13 protein-coding genes are annotated in these 15,521 nt (G+C 73.7%); 6 read left to right on the top strand and 7 right to left on the bottom strand.

What is annotated here, in order from left to right:
* Window position 1: 1 nt before the first annotated feature.
* The 5 genes from H4696_RS13080 to H4696_RS13100 are packed head-to-tail and all read right to left on the bottom strand — an operon-like array spanning window position 2 to window position 6,268.
* A complete protein-coding gene (locus H4696_RS13080) occupies window positions 2-436 on the bottom strand; it encodes a hypothetical protein (RefSeq protein WP_225955674.1) in 435 nt (144 codons plus the stop codon).
* On the bottom strand, window positions 436-876 hold the full coding sequence (locus tag H4696_RS13085) for a hypothetical protein (RefSeq protein WP_249027219.1): 441 nt from the start codon (window positions 874-876) through the stop codon (window positions 436-438). The genes H4696_RS13080 and H4696_RS13085 overlap by 1 nt, the downstream gene beginning before the upstream one ends.
* Entirely contained in the window at window positions 860-5,563 is a 4,704-nt protein-coding gene (locus H4696_RS13090; protein ID WP_192782283.1) for a WXG100-like domain-containing protein, read from the bottom strand. The genes H4696_RS13085 and H4696_RS13090 overlap by 17 nt, the downstream gene beginning before the upstream one ends.
* Window positions 5,564-5,576: 13 nt before the next feature.
* Entirely contained in the window at window positions 5,577-5,903 is a 327-nt protein-coding gene (locus H4696_RS13095; RefSeq protein WP_086865603.1) for a hypothetical protein, read from the bottom strand.
* On the bottom strand, window positions 5,900-6,268 hold the full coding sequence (locus H4696_RS13100) for a YbaB/EbfC family nucleoid-associated protein (RefSeq protein ID WP_249027304.1): 369 nt from the start codon (window positions 6,266-6,268) through the stop codon (window positions 5,900-5,902). Before H4696_RS13100 ends, H4696_RS13095 begins: the two co-directional genes overlap by 4 nt.
* A gap of 118 nt (window positions 6,269-6,386) precedes the next feature.
* On the opposite strand from H4696_RS13100, the gene H4696_RS13105 reads away from it, so the two are divergent.
* From H4696_RS13105 to mycP, 3 genes are read left to right on the top strand one after another with little or no spacing between them, the layout of a single operon-like run.
* Window positions 6,387-6,731, top strand: a complete 345-nt coding sequence (locus H4696_RS13105; RefSeq protein WP_086865605.1) for a hypothetical protein — start codon at window positions 6,387-6,389, stop codon at window positions 6,729-6,731.
* Entirely contained in the window at window positions 6,716-7,642 is a 927-nt protein-coding gene (locus H4696_RS13110; RefSeq protein ID WP_086865606.1) for a DUF6177 family protein, read from the top strand. The genes H4696_RS13105 and H4696_RS13110 overlap by 16 nt, the downstream gene beginning before the upstream one ends.
* A gap of 53 nt (window positions 7,643-7,695) precedes the next feature.
* Complete coding sequence (mycP, locus tag H4696_RS13115) at window positions 7,696-8,973, top strand: type VII secretion-associated serine protease mycosin (RefSeq protein WP_086865607.1); 1,278 nt, start codon at window positions 7,696-7,698, stop codon at window positions 8,971-8,973.
* Window positions 8,974-9,025: 52 nt separating this feature from the next.
* Here mycP and H4696_RS13120 read toward each other — a convergent pair whose 3' ends face one another.
* Together H4696_RS13120 and H4696_RS13125 are read right to left on the bottom strand one after the other, a co-directional pair.
* Window positions 9,026-9,325 (bottom strand): hypothetical protein, encoded by a 300-nt coding sequence (locus H4696_RS13120; RefSeq protein WP_086865608.1) that lies wholly within the window; start codon window positions 9,323-9,325, stop codon window positions 9,026-9,028.
* A 15-nt stretch (window positions 9,326-9,340) separates the two neighbouring features.
* Complete coding sequence (locus H4696_RS13125) at window positions 9,341-9,688, bottom strand: hypothetical protein (protein WP_086865609.1); 348 nt, start codon at window positions 9,686-9,688, stop codon at window positions 9,341-9,343.
* Window positions 9,689-9,817: 129 nt separating this feature from the next.
* Here H4696_RS13125 and eccCa point away from each other — a divergent pair, with 129 nt between their 5' ends.
* Genes eccCa through H4696_RS13140 form a run of 3 tightly spaced genes read left to right on the top strand, consistent with a single transcriptional unit; the run spans window position 9,818 to window position 15,512 of the window.
* Window positions 9,818-13,777, top strand: a complete 3,960-nt coding sequence (gene eccCa / locus H4696_RS13130; RefSeq protein ID WP_086865610.1) for a type VII secretion protein EccCa — start codon at window positions 9,818-9,820, stop codon at window positions 13,775-13,777.
* A gap of 15 nt (window positions 13,778-13,792) precedes the next feature.
* Window positions 13,793-14,134, top strand: a complete 342-nt coding sequence (locus H4696_RS13135) for a hypothetical protein (protein ID WP_086865611.1) — start codon at window positions 13,793-13,795, stop codon at window positions 14,132-14,134.
* A 10-nt stretch (window positions 14,135-14,144) separates the two neighbouring features.
* The gene (locus H4696_RS13140) at window positions 14,145-15,512 is read left to right on the top strand and encodes a hypothetical protein (RefSeq protein WP_192782284.1); all 1,368 of its coding nucleotides are present in this window, start codon (window positions 14,145-14,147) and stop codon (window positions 15,510-15,512) included.
* Window positions 15,513-15,521 lie beyond the last annotated feature (9 nt).

Consider the following 15,521-nt stretch of genomic DNA (forward strand, 5'->3'; position numbering starts at 1 on the left):
GTCACTCCGCGGTCAGCCGCTGCCGGAGCCAGCCGGGAACGGTCTCTCGCGGGTACCTCCCGGCTTCGGCGGCGAAGTGTTCGCGGGACGGGACGTGGTCCCAGTCCGGCTCACCGTCCCAGTCGTACTCCGCGTCGTAGCGGCCCGGGTGCACCAGGTGGTAGCGCAGCGACGTCCAGGTGCCCTCGCCCGGCCGTGCCATGTCGTCCCTGAGGCCGGCGAAGAACTCGGCGACGCCGGGCGGCGGCGTCCACTCGAGGCCGCCGCCGAGCACGGTGATGATCGACGCGCGCAGCTCGACGTACCCGCCGACCGACCGGAACGTGAGGAACAGCTGGTCCCAGTCCGCCGGCACCGAGTGGATCATCCACGTGGTGAAGTCCTTGAGCACTTCGTGGGCCTGCGCCGTGGTCAGCGGCATCCGGGGCATCGGCATCAGTTCCGCTCCTCGCCGCTCGCCAGCTTTTCCCGCAGCCAGGCCGGAATGTGCTCCGGTTCGCGCGGGAACACCTTCAGGTCCTCGGCGTAGTCCGCGGCCGTCATCGGCGGGGTCAGCCGGGGCTCGTGGTCGTAGTTGTAGTTGTAGAAGATCGCCCCGGGCGGGTTCATCGAGACCCGCGCCGAGAACCAGGCGCCGCGACCGGGCCGGTAGGTCAGCGTGCGCAGCTTCGCGAGGACGACGTTCAGCTCGTGCGGCGGCCGGATCTCCGGCCGCGAGCCGTCGTCCATGATCACGGTCAGGCCGAGGTCCTGCACCGGCACGGTCATCGAGCTGACGAGGTCGATCCGCCGCCAGCCTTCCTCGGGCACCAGGTCCAGCAGCGCGATCCCGAGTCGCTGGACGAGGTCCTCGTGGCTCTCACCGCCGGAAGTCACGGGGCCAGAGCGGGGTGTTGTGGTCACCGGGGAAACTCCTGACATTGACGGTGATTCGGCCTTGCTCGTCCACGCCGTAGGAACGGTAGTGGCGGGTGTGCGGATCGTCGACGCCCGGGTCCCGCGCCGGCATGACGTCTTCGTGCGCCACCCGGTCGAGGTGCTCGTCGCGGACGCGTTCCATCTGGTACCAGCTGTCTTCGGGGTCGTAGGTGGCTTCGACGTCCTTGGTGCCCGCGTTGCTGTTGTCGATGCGCCCCTCGGTGGACTGGTTGATCGACTCGCCGCCCTTGCCCGTCGAAGTGCTGCCGTGGTGGCCACCGTCGTCGATGTTCCGGTTGTCCGGCCCCTTGCCGCCCAGCGCGCCCACTTCGGACTGCGCGGTGGTGTCGCGCCGGATCTGGCTGGCACCCGCCGCGTCGGGCGGCCCCGAGGTCGCCACCGTGTTCCCGCGCGCGTCGGTGCGGTGCACGTCGCCCTCGGTGATCCGAGTGCTGCCGTCCGGGTTGCGCACCTCGAGGCCGTGGTCGACGCGCACCGTCGCGCTCGGCGGCGGGTAGTTCAGGTCGGGGTTGGTCGGCTGGAAGGTGTGGACGTGGGTGACCGTGCCGTCCGGTCCGGTCTGGACGGTCGTGTACGGGTGCCCCTTCTGGTCGACGACGTGGATCCGGGTACTCGGCGGCAGGTCCGCGCGATCGACCAGCGGCGTGCCGCGCTTGCCGGTGACCGGGCCGGTCACGGCCTTCACCTCCGCGTCGCTCCAGCCGTCCGGGCGGCCCCCGGCGAAGCCACCGCCCTTCTTCTTGTGCGAGAACGTGACTTCCCGGTCGGGCGGGGGCCACGTCTCCTGGACGGTCTTGGCCTTGCCGGTGCCGTAGAAGCCGTCCTGGGTGACCTTCGCCCCTTCCGGCGCGTGGGTGATCTCGGGGTTGGTCCGGGCCCGCTGCCCGGTCGTCGTGTCGACGTGGGTGATCCGGCCGTCCGCGTCGGTGTGGAACGAACCGCGGAACTGCCCGTGGTCGTCGAACACCCGGTGCTCGCGCGCGCCGGCCAGGGGCGAGTTGCCCTCGGCGTCGACGTGGCCCTGCCGGTTGAACGCCTCGCCCTGGCGGAGGTTTCCGGTGTGCACGACAGCCTCACCCGAGTCGGGCGGCTGCCGCCAGGTGGCCGCGTGCTCGGGCCTGCCGTCCGCGCCGACGTGGAACTCCTGGTGGTTCGGCCCGCGGTCGACCCGGTAGTTGCCGTTCGCCACCCGGTGCTCGAGGTCCGGGTTGGGACGGCCGGGCGTGCCCTCGTGGGTGTCGACCCACTTGACCCGGCCCGCACCGTCGGTCTGGAAGCTGCCGCGCGGGTTCCCTTCGGAGTCCGTGACGTGGTAACGGGTGTCCGGGTCGAGGTCCCCCCGCGTGCCGAACGGCTGGTCCGCCCGCGGCGCGCGCGGGTCGTGCGGTCCGATATCGGTGTGCCGGGCCGGTTCCGGCGGGGTTTCGACGTGGTCGACGCGCGTGACGTCCCGCGTCCCGTGCACGGTCTTGACGTCGTGGTGCGTGACGGTCCGCACGCTCCCGTCCGGACCGGTCGGGTAGATGTCGTGCCGGCGCCCGACCTGCACCCGGTAGTCGGCGTCCGGGACCGGGTGGGCGACCTCCGGATTGCCGCCGCGCAGCGTGTTCGGCGCGTGCGCGTCCACATGGGACACCTGGCCGCGGTGGTCGGTGTACACCCGGGTGCGGACGGTGCCGTCGGGATCCAGGACGTGGTAGCGCGTGTCCGGCTTCAGTTCCCCGGCGTGGTCGAAGAAGTTCTCGTTCGCGCCGAGGCGTACTTCCTCACCCGGCGGCGTCCAGTTCGCCGGCTCCTTCCAGCGTCCCTCGACCTGGTGCTGCGGGTTGAAGTCGTCGCCGTCACCGCGGTGGCGCGCGCTGTCCGCGTCGACGTCGTGCGGGTCACCGTGGTGGCTGCCGGGGGCGAAGCCGTCTTCGCCGGCGCGGTGGGTGGAGCCGTCCGGGTGGTGGGTGTTCCACTCGCCGTCGGGTGGGATGCGGGGGCGGAGGCGGCCGTCCGGGCCGATTTCGAAGCCTGAGGAGAAGACGCGGCCACGGGAGTCGGTCCAGGCGGCCTTCGTCGGGGCCAGGACTTCGGTGTCGAGTTCGCGGGCCAGGCCGTGGGCGAACGCGTTGGAACTCGCGTCGCAGCCGATCAGGCGGATCGGGCCGCCGTCGTAGTCGGCATTGCGGCGCAGGACGTCGGCGAACTCCTTCGGGGTGTAGTGGTGGTCGCCGATGCGGGCGTGGCCGTCCGGGGTGACGTGGACGTCGACGGTGTAGCGGCCGTCCGGGTCGGGCGGTACCCGGTGGGGCAGGTCGCCCAGGTCCGGGTCGCCGACGTGGAACGAGCTGCCGGACGGGGTGCTTTCGGCGTGGGCGTTGGCGGGGTCCGGGGGCGGTGGGTCGTCGGGGTGGGGGCCGTGCTCGTGGGCGCCGTCCGGAGGCGGCGGATCGTCCGGCTGGGGACCGTGCTCTCGAGCGGCGGCCGGAGGCGGATCGTCAGGGCGGGGGCCGTGCTCGTGCGCGGTGTCCGGGTTGATCGCCCTGTCGATGTCGCTGCTCGGGTGGCCGCGGCCGGCTGGTGCGCCGGCCGGGGTCGGCTCCGGGTGAGGTCGCTCGGCGGGTTCGACGTGATCGACCTTCAGCGTGTCGGGGTCGACGTGCGCGACAGCACCCTCACCGGGCTTCGGCGGGACTGCCGGGTCGCCGGGCTTCGGGTCCGAAGTGGACTCCGGCGCGGGCTCGGCCGGCTTCTCCTCGTGGCCCTTCGGCTTGTGGTTCTTGGGCGGGTGCAACGGGGTCAGCTTGCTGGTGGGAAGCAAATCGTGCCCCGCGACCATGTCGATGCCCGTGTGCAGCACCCCCAGCCCCCGGAGTACGGCGAACGCCACCTTCTGCGTCGGCGTCTTCGGCTCGGGCGACGCGGCTCCCGCCCAGCGCTCCTGCTCCAAGAAGTGGTCGCCGCCCACGCCGGTCGTGGCGTGCGCTTCCCGTGCCGGCTCGAGGGAACCCGTCAGGCGTGCCTGCTGGGTGCGCGGGTCCAGCTCGGCCTTCGCGTCCCGCCACGGCGCGGTGTCCCCCGGCTCGTGGCGCCCCGACGGTTCGGGGTTCCGGTGCGCGGCGGGTGCCTCGCCCCGGCCCGGTTCCGCCGCGGTGTGCGGCTGGTTCCCGTGCGTTTCCCCGCCCATCGCCTCGCCGACGGAACCCGGCCGCGCCACGGGTTCCGCGGACCGCTCCCGCGCGCCCTCGGACGCCCCGTGCTCCGCCGGTCGCTCCGAAGCATGCTCGGCGGACCCCTCCAAAGCACGCCCACCAGGCCGCTCCGAAGCGTGCTCAGCAGGCCGTTCCGAAGCACGCACCGGCCGCTCCGGCGCGCGTTCGGAAGGCGTGTGCTCCCCCGTACGATCCGGCCGCCGCTCCCCACCCGGCCCCTCCTCCCGCGCCGAGTTCGGCCGGCTCGGCACGTTCTCCGGCGGCGGCCCGCCCGGCGGATCCCCCGGTGGCCCCTCCCCCGATCCCCCTTCCCGCCGCGCAGCCGGCTCCTCGACATGGGGCGCGCCCCGCCCGAGCCCGAACCGCGACAGCGCCCCCTCGACGCCCGGGATCTTGCGGACCACCTTCCCCGCCACTTCGGTGGCCGTGGGGATCTTCGTGATGGCCGAACCAGTCGTCTCCAGCACGCGACCGGCCGCCGCGACCGCGCCGATCCGGCTGCCCGCCGCGGCCGCGCCGGCGCCGCGCATCGCCGCGCCCGCTCCCTTCGTGCCCAGGACGGAGCTGACGATGTTGAACGTCGCCTTGCCGCCCGCGCGGGCCGGGTCGTCGCTCCACTCGTCCCACGCGACCAGGGACTTGCCGGCGTCGACGAGCGTGCGGCCCATCTCGCCGCGTTCGAAGCCCGGCAGGCCGTAGGTCTGGTCGATCGACGACAGCCCCGGCACGGCGTAGGTCGCGGCGGCGAGCGCGAACTTGCCCAGGCCGCCCCACGCCTGTCCGGCGGTCGACCACGACCAGTGGCCGTCGGCGTAACCCACCAGTGCGCCGAAGCCGACCACCATCTCCTTCGCGCCCTCGCCGATGCCGGCGAAGAACTCGCCGACGTTCCCCAAGAAGCCGTGCGGTTTATCAGGTTTCTTCGGTTCCGGGGGCTTGCCGAAGTTGTCGGCCAGGTCGGTTTGGATCTTCGCGACCCGGCTCGCCACGGTGATCACGAACACCAGCTGCCCCGCCAAGCTGGTGCAGTGCGCGAAGAGGCTTTCGTTCTGCGCGATGTACGTCCGGATCAGGAACTTGGCGCTGCTGACCTTGTTCGCGTAGTCCTGGCACAGCGCCGCCAGGCCGTCCATCGCGGTGGCGAGGCCGGCGATGCCCGAGTCGCCGGTGTCGCCGTGGTTCAGCGAGTGGACGGCGTAGTACATCTCGAACCCGGCCGCGTCCGTCCAGGTCACCCGCAGGTCGGCCGCGGCCTGGTCGGAGTGCTCGACGGCGTCGCGCAGCGCCTTCGCCGCGACGGTCCACGCCTGGGCGAGGTCGTGGGCGTCTGTCTCGCTGTCCGGCGGCCACAGCGAGTCCTTCGGCCGGCCGCCGTTCGCGACGACCCAGCGCCACAGATCGCCGTCCGGTTCGAGGAGGTCGGTCATCGCCGGGCGCGGGTCACCGGGGGAATTCGGCGGCGGCCGCGCGGTCCGCGGCCTCGTAGACCCGCACCGCCTGGTCACCGTTGGCCGCCAGCGTCTGGTACGCGCCGGTCAGCTGGGCCATCGCGTCGCCGATCGCCTGCTTCGGTCCATTGTAGACTTTTGCCAGCGCCTGCCCCAGCGGGCCGCCGCCCAGGCGCCCGGGAACCTCGATCCGGTCCCGGCACCCGGGCCAGGCCGCGTCCAGCGCCGTGCCGGCCTCGCGCAGCCGGCCCAGCCGGGCGGTGGTCTCGTCCGGGTCCATGTCGATGCGGCCGTCGCCGTCGTGGTCGATCCCGGTCATCGGGCGCTCCTGCGGTCGAGTTCGTGCAACAGCGGGTCGAAGCGCAGATCGGTCGACGCGGGGGTGGCGTCCGGCGGCAGCAGGCTCGCGACGATGGCGAGGCCCTCCTCTTCGGCGAGTTCGACGGCCCGGTGCACGGTGCCGGTGATGTCGCGCGCGAGCGCGGCCGCGTCTGTCGTGCGGTAGATGCGCGGGTCCAGCCGGAGGTCGAGCAGCTCGCCCGCGCCGCCGACGGTGACGCCGATCAGCCCGTCGTCGGACTCGGCGGTGGCCCGGATCTCGGCCATGCGCCGCTGCGTCGACCTGATGTCGCCGGCCAGGCGCGCGTGGTCGGCGCGCAAGTCGAACGGGAACGGGGAATCCACGGCCACCTCCGGAGGTCGTCTCCGGCCCAGTGTCACGCTGTCCGGGGCCTCGGACGGCCCGGTGACTTGTTCTTGCCACGACGGTCTTCTACGCCCCGCCGGGCCGGACGATGGCGGCATGACCTTCGACGTCGTCGCGCTGTGCCGGCGCGAACCCGGTCCCGAAGCCGTCGTCGCCGCGCTGCTGACGGCGGGCGAAGAGTCCTTTGTGGACTTCGACGCGGGCCGGCGGCTGATCGGGGTCCGGCACGCCGGCGGCCGGGTGCTGCTGACGGTCGAAGGCGCCCGGCTGGTGCGCGTTCCCGGCGAGGTGGACCGGTTGCTCGGTCTCGACGTTCCGCCTCCGGTGTGGTGGGTCGAAGGCCGCGCCCCGGACGACGACGCCGAAGCCGAAGCGGTGGCCAGGACCTTCGCCGAGGCACTGGCCGTCGCGACCGGGGGCCGGACGTGGTCGAGCCGGTGACCCCGGCCGCCGACCTCGTCACCGCGGAGGCCGTCGTCGTCGGACAGCACCGCGCCGTCGTGCCCGCCACGACGTGGCTGGTCGACGCGGCCAAGGCGGCCGCGCGCGGCGGGCGGGCGCTGCAGGTGCGCACCCCGGAGCACAGCCGCCTCACCTTCCCGCTGGAGCTGCTGCTCCGCGACGGCCTCGGCGACTGGGTCGCGGGCGACCGCGACGGCTTCCGGGGTTTTCCCTTGACGTGGAACGGGCTCCGGTTCGTCCGTGACGCCGGCCGCGCGCCGGAAATCCCGGTTCACGTACCGGGGTCCGGCGAGCTGGAGGTGCGCATCGTCACCGCGGATCCGCCCCGGCCCGGCGCGAGCGTCGAGACCGCGATGCGGGCCCTCACCGGCGGCCCGCCGCTCGGCTGGGGCGTCGCCGAGCCGGTCACGCAGCCGTGGTCCACCGACGACCTCGCGGATCATCTCCGGCGGCGCCATCCCCGTCCGGTGAACGTCGTCGTGGCCGGCGACGGCGTCATCGGGCGGCTGCGGATGTCGCAAGTGGACGGTGTGGTCGTCGAAGACGTCGAGCTGAGCGGCCCCGCGGCCGGCACCGTGGCGAGAGCCGGCATCGAAGCGCTGGCCACTGAATCCGCCCGCACGGCCCGGCTGGTCGTCGTCGGCGCGCACCCCGGGCGGCGGTCCGGGCTGCGCTCCCCCGGCGTGGCGACCGCGCTGCCGTACGGTGTCCTCTTCGGACCCGAGCTGGTGGCGGAGAACGGCATTGCCCACGCCCACCGCGCCCCGGCCGCACGGGTGAAACTCCTCGGCTCCGGCCGGCACACCGCGGTCTGGTGCCGGTTCGACGGCGACCCGGCGCCGCCGTACGAACAGTTCGCCGCCCTCCTGCACCACTTCGGCGCGGACTGAGCGGGTGTCCTGTTGTCGCCACGACGTCCCGGCGCCGCAGCTCGCGGCGGACGATGGCGGACGTGACCCGACCAAGACGACTCGCCGCCGTGCTGGCCGCGGCCGCGCTGCCCTTCCTCGTCGCACCGCCGGCCCACGCGGCGCCACCCGCCGGCGCCTGCCACGAACCGGAACCCGCGCACGCCACCGTGCCGGCCCAGCCGTGGGCCCAGCAAGCGCTTTCCCCGGAACGGGCGTGGCCGCACAGCCGCGGCGCGGGCGTGGTCGTCGCCGTCGTCGACTCCGGTGTGGACGCCGACCACCCGCAGCTGAACCGGCCGGGAAAGGTGTTGCCGGGCCGTGACTTCTACCTCGCCGGCGCGCTGCCCGGGGCGTTCGACTGCGTGTCCCACGGCACCGGGGTGGCCGGCATCGTCGGCGCGGACCCGGTGCCGGGCATCGGGTTCCACGGCGTGGCGCCGGACGCGGTGCTCCTGCCGGTGCGGATCAGCGACCGGGACGTCGGCGACCAGGGCGAGTCGCTGCGGATCGACCCGCAGGTCGTCGCGAACGGCATCCGCTACGCCGCGGACCAGGGCGCGAAGGTGATCAACCTGTCCTTGGCCGGCCACGACGACTTCCCGGTGATCCGCGACGCGGTCGCGTACGCGGTGTCGCGCGACGCGCTCGTCGTGGCGGCGGCGGGCAACGCGCAGAAGGACACGAGCGGCGAGCTGCCGTCGTACCCGGCGGCCTACGACGGGGTCCTCGGGGTGGGGGCCGTCGACATCGACGGCGCCCGGCTGAGTGGCTCGCAGATCGGCCCGTACGTCGATATCGTGGCCCCGGGGGCGAAGGTGCTGACCACGACCCGGGCGGGCGGGCACGCCTATGTGGACGGCACCAGCTTCGCCGCGCCGTTCGTCGCCGGGACCGCGGCGCTGGTACGTTCGGCCTGGCCGCAGCTGAGCGCGGCTCAAGTGGCCCAGCGGCTGCTGGCGACGGCGACCCCGGCCCGCGGCGGCCGCGGCAGCCACGCCTTCGGCGCCGGCGTGGTCGATCCCTACCGCGCGGTGACCGACGGGCTGGACCCGGCAAAACCCGCGCTGCTGCCTGCTTTCGTGCCCCAGCCACCGGACCGTGCCCGGCTCGACCGGGAGTCTGCGGAGCGCGAAACGGCGACGGCGGCGAAGTGGCTGGCTGTCGGCGTGGGAGGTGCGCTGGTGGTGGGCGGGCTGGTCGCGGTGGTCGTGCCCCGGGGCAGGCGGCGGCGCTGGCGGGCGGGCTGGGCCGCGCCGGTGCCTGTCGAACCCGCGGCTGTCGAACCGCCGGAGCAGGTGTTCCTCGTCTGACGCACGCGAAAGCGGCCCCGGAAGTCTTCCGGGGCCGCTCGTCTTCCCGTCCTCAGATGCCGCGGATCGCCTGCTCGGCGGCACGCACCGCGCTCATCAGGTGATCGTCGGCCCGGACGAGGCCCTGGCTCTGCGCGTTCTGCTGTTCCCAGGCCTCGTTGGCCTTCGCCTGGACGTTGCCGACGACCTCGTAGTAGCTCGAGCCGAACCTGTCGGTGAGTTCGTTCTCGTAGAGGAAGCCCGCGCCGTGGTGGTGGTCGTCGGTGTGTTCGCGGCTCTGCTGCGCGCCCTGCGCCACGGTCTGCGCCGTGCTGTGGATCGAGTCGCTGTTTCCGGTGATCCGGGACGTCATGGCGATTCCCCTTCGTCAGATCCGGTTCGAGATGTCGAAGCCGCCGCCCTGGTAGGTCACGCGGTTGGCTTCCTGGTTGGCCGCGTCGTCGGCGTCCTGGTAGCCGCCGGCGCCGCGGTGCATCGCGTCGGACGCCGCCAGGTACTTCGGGGCCAGGTGGTGGTCGACGACCGTCTGGCGGCCCTGATCGGCGTCGGCGAAGCCGTCGGCCCAGCGGCCGCTGCTCGCCGAGCGCAGGTCGGCCCCGGCACTCGTCACGTGCTGGGAGCTGTTCTGCAGGTTGGTGGCGGTCTCCGACGACGTCTTCGCCTGCCGCAGCATGGCGTCGACGTCGCCGTCGATTCCCCCTGTCGAACCGAACATCGCGGTTTCCCTCCGGTCGGATTGCGCCTGTCCCGGCCAGGCTAGGGCGGGAACCGGGCCTCGACGCCGCACGCGTCTTGTTCCGGTCACCGCGCCCACCGGGCGCCGCCGGGCGGGGACGCTCGTGGGGTGGCGACAATCGTGGTTAAGCGGCCGGCCCGCCGGCCCTCGCCGGAGCTGCCCTCCGGCGAGCTGATCCTCCAGGCGCCGCCGGAGATCCCGGCGCCGCCCGCGCGGCAGTGGGCGCAGCTGCTGATGGTGCTGCCGATGGTGGGCACCACCGGGGCGATGATGCTGATGTTCTCCGGCTCGGCGGGCGGATCCGTCCGCTACGCCGTTTTCGGGCTGATGGGCGTCGGCATGCTCGGCATGGTCGTGATGGGCCTGCTGCAGGGCGGCGGCCCGAGCCGGCGGGAGATGGGGTACGCGCGCCGCAAGTACCTGCGGCACCTCGCCCAGCACCGGCTGCGGCTGCGCCGCTCGGTGCGCCGCCAGCGCGAGGCGATGGAGTACCTGCACCCGGATCCGGCGTCGCTGTGGTCGCTGGCCGCGAGCTACCGACTGTGGGAACGGCGCAAGGACGACGCCGACTTCGGCGTCGCCCGGATCGGCCGCGGCGCGCAGGGGCCGGCCACGACGCTGGTCGCGCCGGACACCAAGCCGCTGGAAGAGCTGGAACCGTTGTCCGCGCTCGCGTTGCGCCGGTTCATCACCACCTACAGCACCGTCGACCGGCTGCCGCTGGCCATCGCCGTCAACGGGTTCAGCCGGATCCACGTGCGCGGCGACCGCGAGGCCGCGCTCGGTCTGCTGCGCGCGATGCTGGCCCAGCTGGCCACCCTGCAGTCGCCGGACGACCTGCGGATGGCCGTCTGCCTGTCCGACGACCGCCGCGGCGACTGGGACTGGGTCAAGTGGCTGCCGCACGCGCTGCACCCCGAGCGCGCCGACGCGCTCGGCCCGCTTCGCCTGGTGGCACCCACGATCCCCGCGCTGGAGTCGGTGCTCGAAGAGGAACTGGCGAAGCGGCCCCGCTTCGACCCGGAGTCCGACGGCCGGGTGCCCGGCCCGCACATCGTGGTCGTCCTCGACGGCGGTTCGGTCGCCGGCTCCGACCACCTGATGACCGGCGGCGGCGTCGAAGGCGTCACCGTCGTGGACCTGACGACGATGCCGCCGCGGGCGCTGGACCGCACCACCGTGGTGCTGGCGGTGGACGACGGCGGCGACCTCGTCAGCGAGACCATCGACGGCGAGGCCCCGCTCGGCCGCGCGGACGCGCTGGGCCCGCGCGCGGCGGAAGGCCTCGCCCGGCAGCTCGCCCCGCTGCGGCTGACCGTGGGCCGGGGCGGCGACGCGCCGATGACCGCGGAGCTGGGCCTGGCCGAGCTGCTCGGGCTCGGCGACCCGTACGCGTTCGACCCGGCCGACACCTGGGTGCCCCGGCCGAACCGCGACCGGCTGCGCGTCCAGTTCGGCATCCAGGCCGACGGGACGCCGATCGAGCTCGACCTCAAGGAGTCCGCCCAGGACGGCATGGGCCCGCACGGCCTGCTGATCGGCGCCACCGGGTCCGGCAAGTCGGAGCTGCTGCGCACCCTCGTGCTGGCGCTGGCGGTCACCCACCCGCCGAACTCGCTGAACTTCGCGCTGGTCGACTTCAAGGGCGGGGCGACCTTCACCCGGCTGGACGCGCTGCCGCACACCAGCGCCGTGATCACGAACCTGGCCGACGAGCTGCACCTCGTCGACCGGATGACCGACGCGATCAACGGCGAGCTCATCCGCCGCCAGGAGCTGCTGCGCGCGGCGGGGAACTTCGCTTCCCTGCGCGACTACGAAAAAGCCCGCGTAGCCGGTGCGCCACTGCCCGAAGTGCCGACGCTGCTGGTGATCTGCGACGAGTTCTCCGAGCTGCTGTCGGCCAAGCCCGACTTCATCGACATGTTCGTCCAGATCGGACGCGTCGGCCGGTCGCTCGGCGTGCACCTGCTGCTCGCCTCGCAGCGACTCGAGGAGGGCAGGCTGCGCGGGCTGGAAAGCCATCTGTCCTACCGGGTCGGGCTGCGCACGTTCTCCGAGATGGAAAGCCGCGCGGTGCTCGGCCACCCGGAGGCGTTCCGGCTGCCGCGCGCGCCCGGGCACGGGTTCCTGAAGGTCGGCACCGACCAGCTCGACCGGTTCCGCTCCGCCTACGTCTCCGGCGTCCACCAGCGGGCCGCGACCGGCGGCGTGCGGCCGGTGACGCCCGCGGACCAGCTGACGCTGCGTGAGTACACGACCGCCTACGTCGCCGGCGAGCTCGACACCGGCGAGGCCGAGCCCGAACCCGCCGACGAGCCCGCCACCGGCGAAACCCTGCTGGACATCCTCGTCGACCGGCTGACCGGCCAGGGCACGCCGGCGCACCAGGTGTGGCTGCCCCCGCTGTCGGACTCGCCCACCCTGGACCGGCTGCTGCCCGGCCTGGCCGTCGACCGGCAGCGCGGGCTGACCGCCGGCGCGCCCGGCGCGTTGCGGCCCGTGCTGGGGATCGTGGACCGGCCGTTCGAGCAGCGGCGCGACCCGCTGGTCCTCGACCTCTCCGGCGCCGCCGGGCACGTGCTGGTGCTCGGGGCGCCGCAGGCGGGCAAGAGCACGGCGCTGCGCACGCTGATCACCAGCCTCGCGCTCACCCACACCCCGCGCGAAGCGCAGTTCTACTGCCTGGACTTCGGCGGCGGCACGCTCGCGTCGATCGCCGGGCTGCCGCACGTCTCGGGCGTGTCGGGCCGGCTGGACACCGGGGCCGTGCGGCGGACGGTCGCCGAGGTCGCGGACCTGCTGGCCCGGCGGGAACGCCTCTTCGCCGAGCACCGGATCGACGGCATCGCCACCTACCGCAGGCTGCGCGCGGAAGGCCGGTTCGCCGAGCTCCCGCACGGCGACGTCTTCCTCGTGATCGACGGCTGGCAGACCCTGCGCACCGACTTCCCCGAGCTCGAGGAGGCGGTCGGCGACCTCACCGCGCGCGGCCTGTCCTACGGCGTCCACGTCGTGGCGAGCTGCGCCCGCGCGTTCGACCTGCGGATGAACATCCGGGACCTGTTCGCCAGCCGGCTGGAGCTGAAGATCGGCGACCCGATCGACTCGATCATCGACCGGCGGGCCGCGATGAGCGTGCCAGCCGACGCGCCCGGCAGCGGGATTTCGCCGACCGGGCACCAGATGCTGGTGGCCTTGCCCCGCATCGACGGCGTGTCGGCAGCCGGTGACCTTGCCGACGGCACCGGCGCGCTCGTCGAGGCGGTCCGCACGGCGTGGCCCGGCGAGCTGGCGCCGCCGGTCCGGCTGCTGCCGACGCAGCTCCCCTACGCAGAACTGCCCGCCGCCGACGAGCTGACCGGCGAGCACGCCGGGCTCGCGGTCGGCATCCACGAGCACGACCTTTCGCCGCTGCGCCTGGACTTCGCCGCCGACCCGCACTTCTTCCTGCTGGCCGACGCCCAGAGCGGCAAGACGTCGTTCCTGCGCGCGCTGGCCAAGCGGATCCAGGGCGCCTACCGGCCCGGCGAAGCCCGCATCATCGTGGTCGACCACCGCCGCGGCCTGCTCGGCGAGGTCGCCGACGAGTACCTCCTCGGCTTCGGCGTCAACGACGAGCACAGCGGTGGCATGCTCACCGAAACGGCCGAGGCGCTGACCAAGCGGCTGCCCGGCCCGGACGTCACGCCCGAGCAGCTCCGGGCCCGGAACTGGTGGCAGGGACCGGAAATCTTCGTACTGGTCGACGACTACGACATGGTGGCCACGCACCGGGACCACCCGCTGATGCCGTTGCTGCCGCTGGTCGCGCAGGCCTCGGACATCGGCCTGCACGTGGTCTTGGCCCGCCGGACCGGCGGGGCCGGGCGCGGCCTGTTCGAGCCGTTCCTCGGCCGGCTCCGCGAAGTCGGCACGCCGGGCCTGATGATGTCCGGCGACCGCGACGAGGGCCCGCTGCTGGGCGGCATGCGCGCCCAGGTGCTCCCGCCCGGCCGCGGCTGGCTGGTCGACCGCCGCGGCGGCAAGGGCCTCGTCCAGCTCGCCTGGCACCCCCCGACGACGTGAGATCAGGAGTGGACCATGAGTGGTGACATCGAGGGCGACACCGACGCCATGCGGGCGTTTTCGAAGGTGCTGCTGGACAGCCTCGAACGGGACCCGGTCCCCGCGGCGGTCAGCCGGCGGGAAATGGCGCTCCCGTGCCCGGACGGCTTCGGCAGTCCCCTGTGCGAAGCGCTCACGAGCGCGGACAACACGAGCATGCAGGCCCTGCAGGAGTTCATCACGCAGGTGACGCAGGGGTTCGAGATCTACAGCTCGTTCGTGCACCGGACGGCGAAAGCGTACGTGGACGCTGATGAACAGGCCCGCGCCGAGTTCACGGCACTCGATCCGCCGCCCGCGGCCCGGCCGGAGCGGTGAGGAGGTTCCGATGGGAGATCAGATCGGGCAGTGCGTCGACACCTCCGCTATCGAAACTCGGTACCGGCAGATCACGGCCGAGCGCCGGTTCCACGTCGGCAGGCTCGCGTCCGCGGCGCTCATGTGGACCCAGGGCCGCGACTGGATTTCGCGGCACGCGGGCCTTTTGTACTCCCAGGCGTCGGCCCTCACCGCAGCCGACCACTGGCCGGACGCGGCGGGCCGGGAGTTCCGTTCCCGGGCCGACCGGGACGCCGCGATCATGCGCAGCTGGGTCGACCCGAGCGGACTCGCCAACCTGGCGCTGGCCGACGGGCTTCCGCCGACCGGCGGCGATCCGGCGTCGACGGTGATCCACTGCCTCGACGACCTGGCACTCGGCATCTCCGAAGCGCAGACCAAAGTCGAACAGCTGCGCAACGACTTCGCCCGCTTGTCCATCGAGGAGCAGGCCGAGCAGTTCGACGACGTCTACCGCGCCATCATGACGGAGATCGACGGCCTGAAGCCCAAGTACGAGGCCGCGACCACCGCGCTGCACAAGGCGAAGGGCCTGGAATGGCGAGGTCCGCGGCGCGCGGCCCAGGACCCGCCCGGTCCCGCGTCGAAACCGGGACCGGCGGCGACCGCGCCGGGTGCCACCACGCCGGCGCCCGCGAATCCCGCGCCCACGGCCGCGCCACCGTCCACTCCGGACGAACCGGCCACCGAGGACCCGGTCAAGGCGGCGCTGGCGGAGGCGCCGAACGCCCTGGACGCGGCAAGCCAGGCGCTGCAGGGACTTCAGCAGCTGATGGGCGGCGGCGTGGGCTCACCGAGCCCGACCGACCTGGGTTCCCCGACACCGGCCGAAGTCGCGGAGCGGCTCAGCGGTCTCGGCGACGGGAGTCCGGGCGGCGCCGGGTTGCCGAGCCTCGCCGGGGGCGGCGCCGATCCGGCCGGCGGCGGCTTCGGTGCGGCGGGACTTCCCGCCGCGGCACCGCCGGCGCCCCCGGCGCTCCCGGCGCCGGACCCCGGCTCGACGACGGCAGCGGCCGCGCGGGTGTTGGGCACCGCGGCCGCGACCGGTGCGGCGGCCGCCGCCGGGAGTCCCGGGATGCTGCCGCCGATGCAGCCGCGTGGCGCGGGTGGGAAAGCCGCGGCCGAGATCAAGCCGGGGGACGCCGAGCACGCCGCCACCGGGCGGTCCCGCAAACCCGGTGCCACGCCCGGTGTTCCGCTGCTCGGGCGGGCGGGCCGGCGGGGCTCGGCGGCCACGCCGCCACCCGCGTCGAGGCGGCGCTGGGACACCGAAAACGACACCGTCCGGCTGCTCGACGAAGAGCTGTGGCAAGTGGACAAGACCGACGGCGCGGCGCGCTTCCGCGCGGGTCACTGAGGAGGGGTA

This window comes from Amycolatopsis lexingtonensis, assembly GCF_014873755.1.
In the GTDB taxonomy this organism is placed as follows: domain Bacteria; phylum Actinomycetota; class Actinomycetes; order Mycobacteriales; family Pseudonocardiaceae; genus Amycolatopsis; species Amycolatopsis lexingtonensis.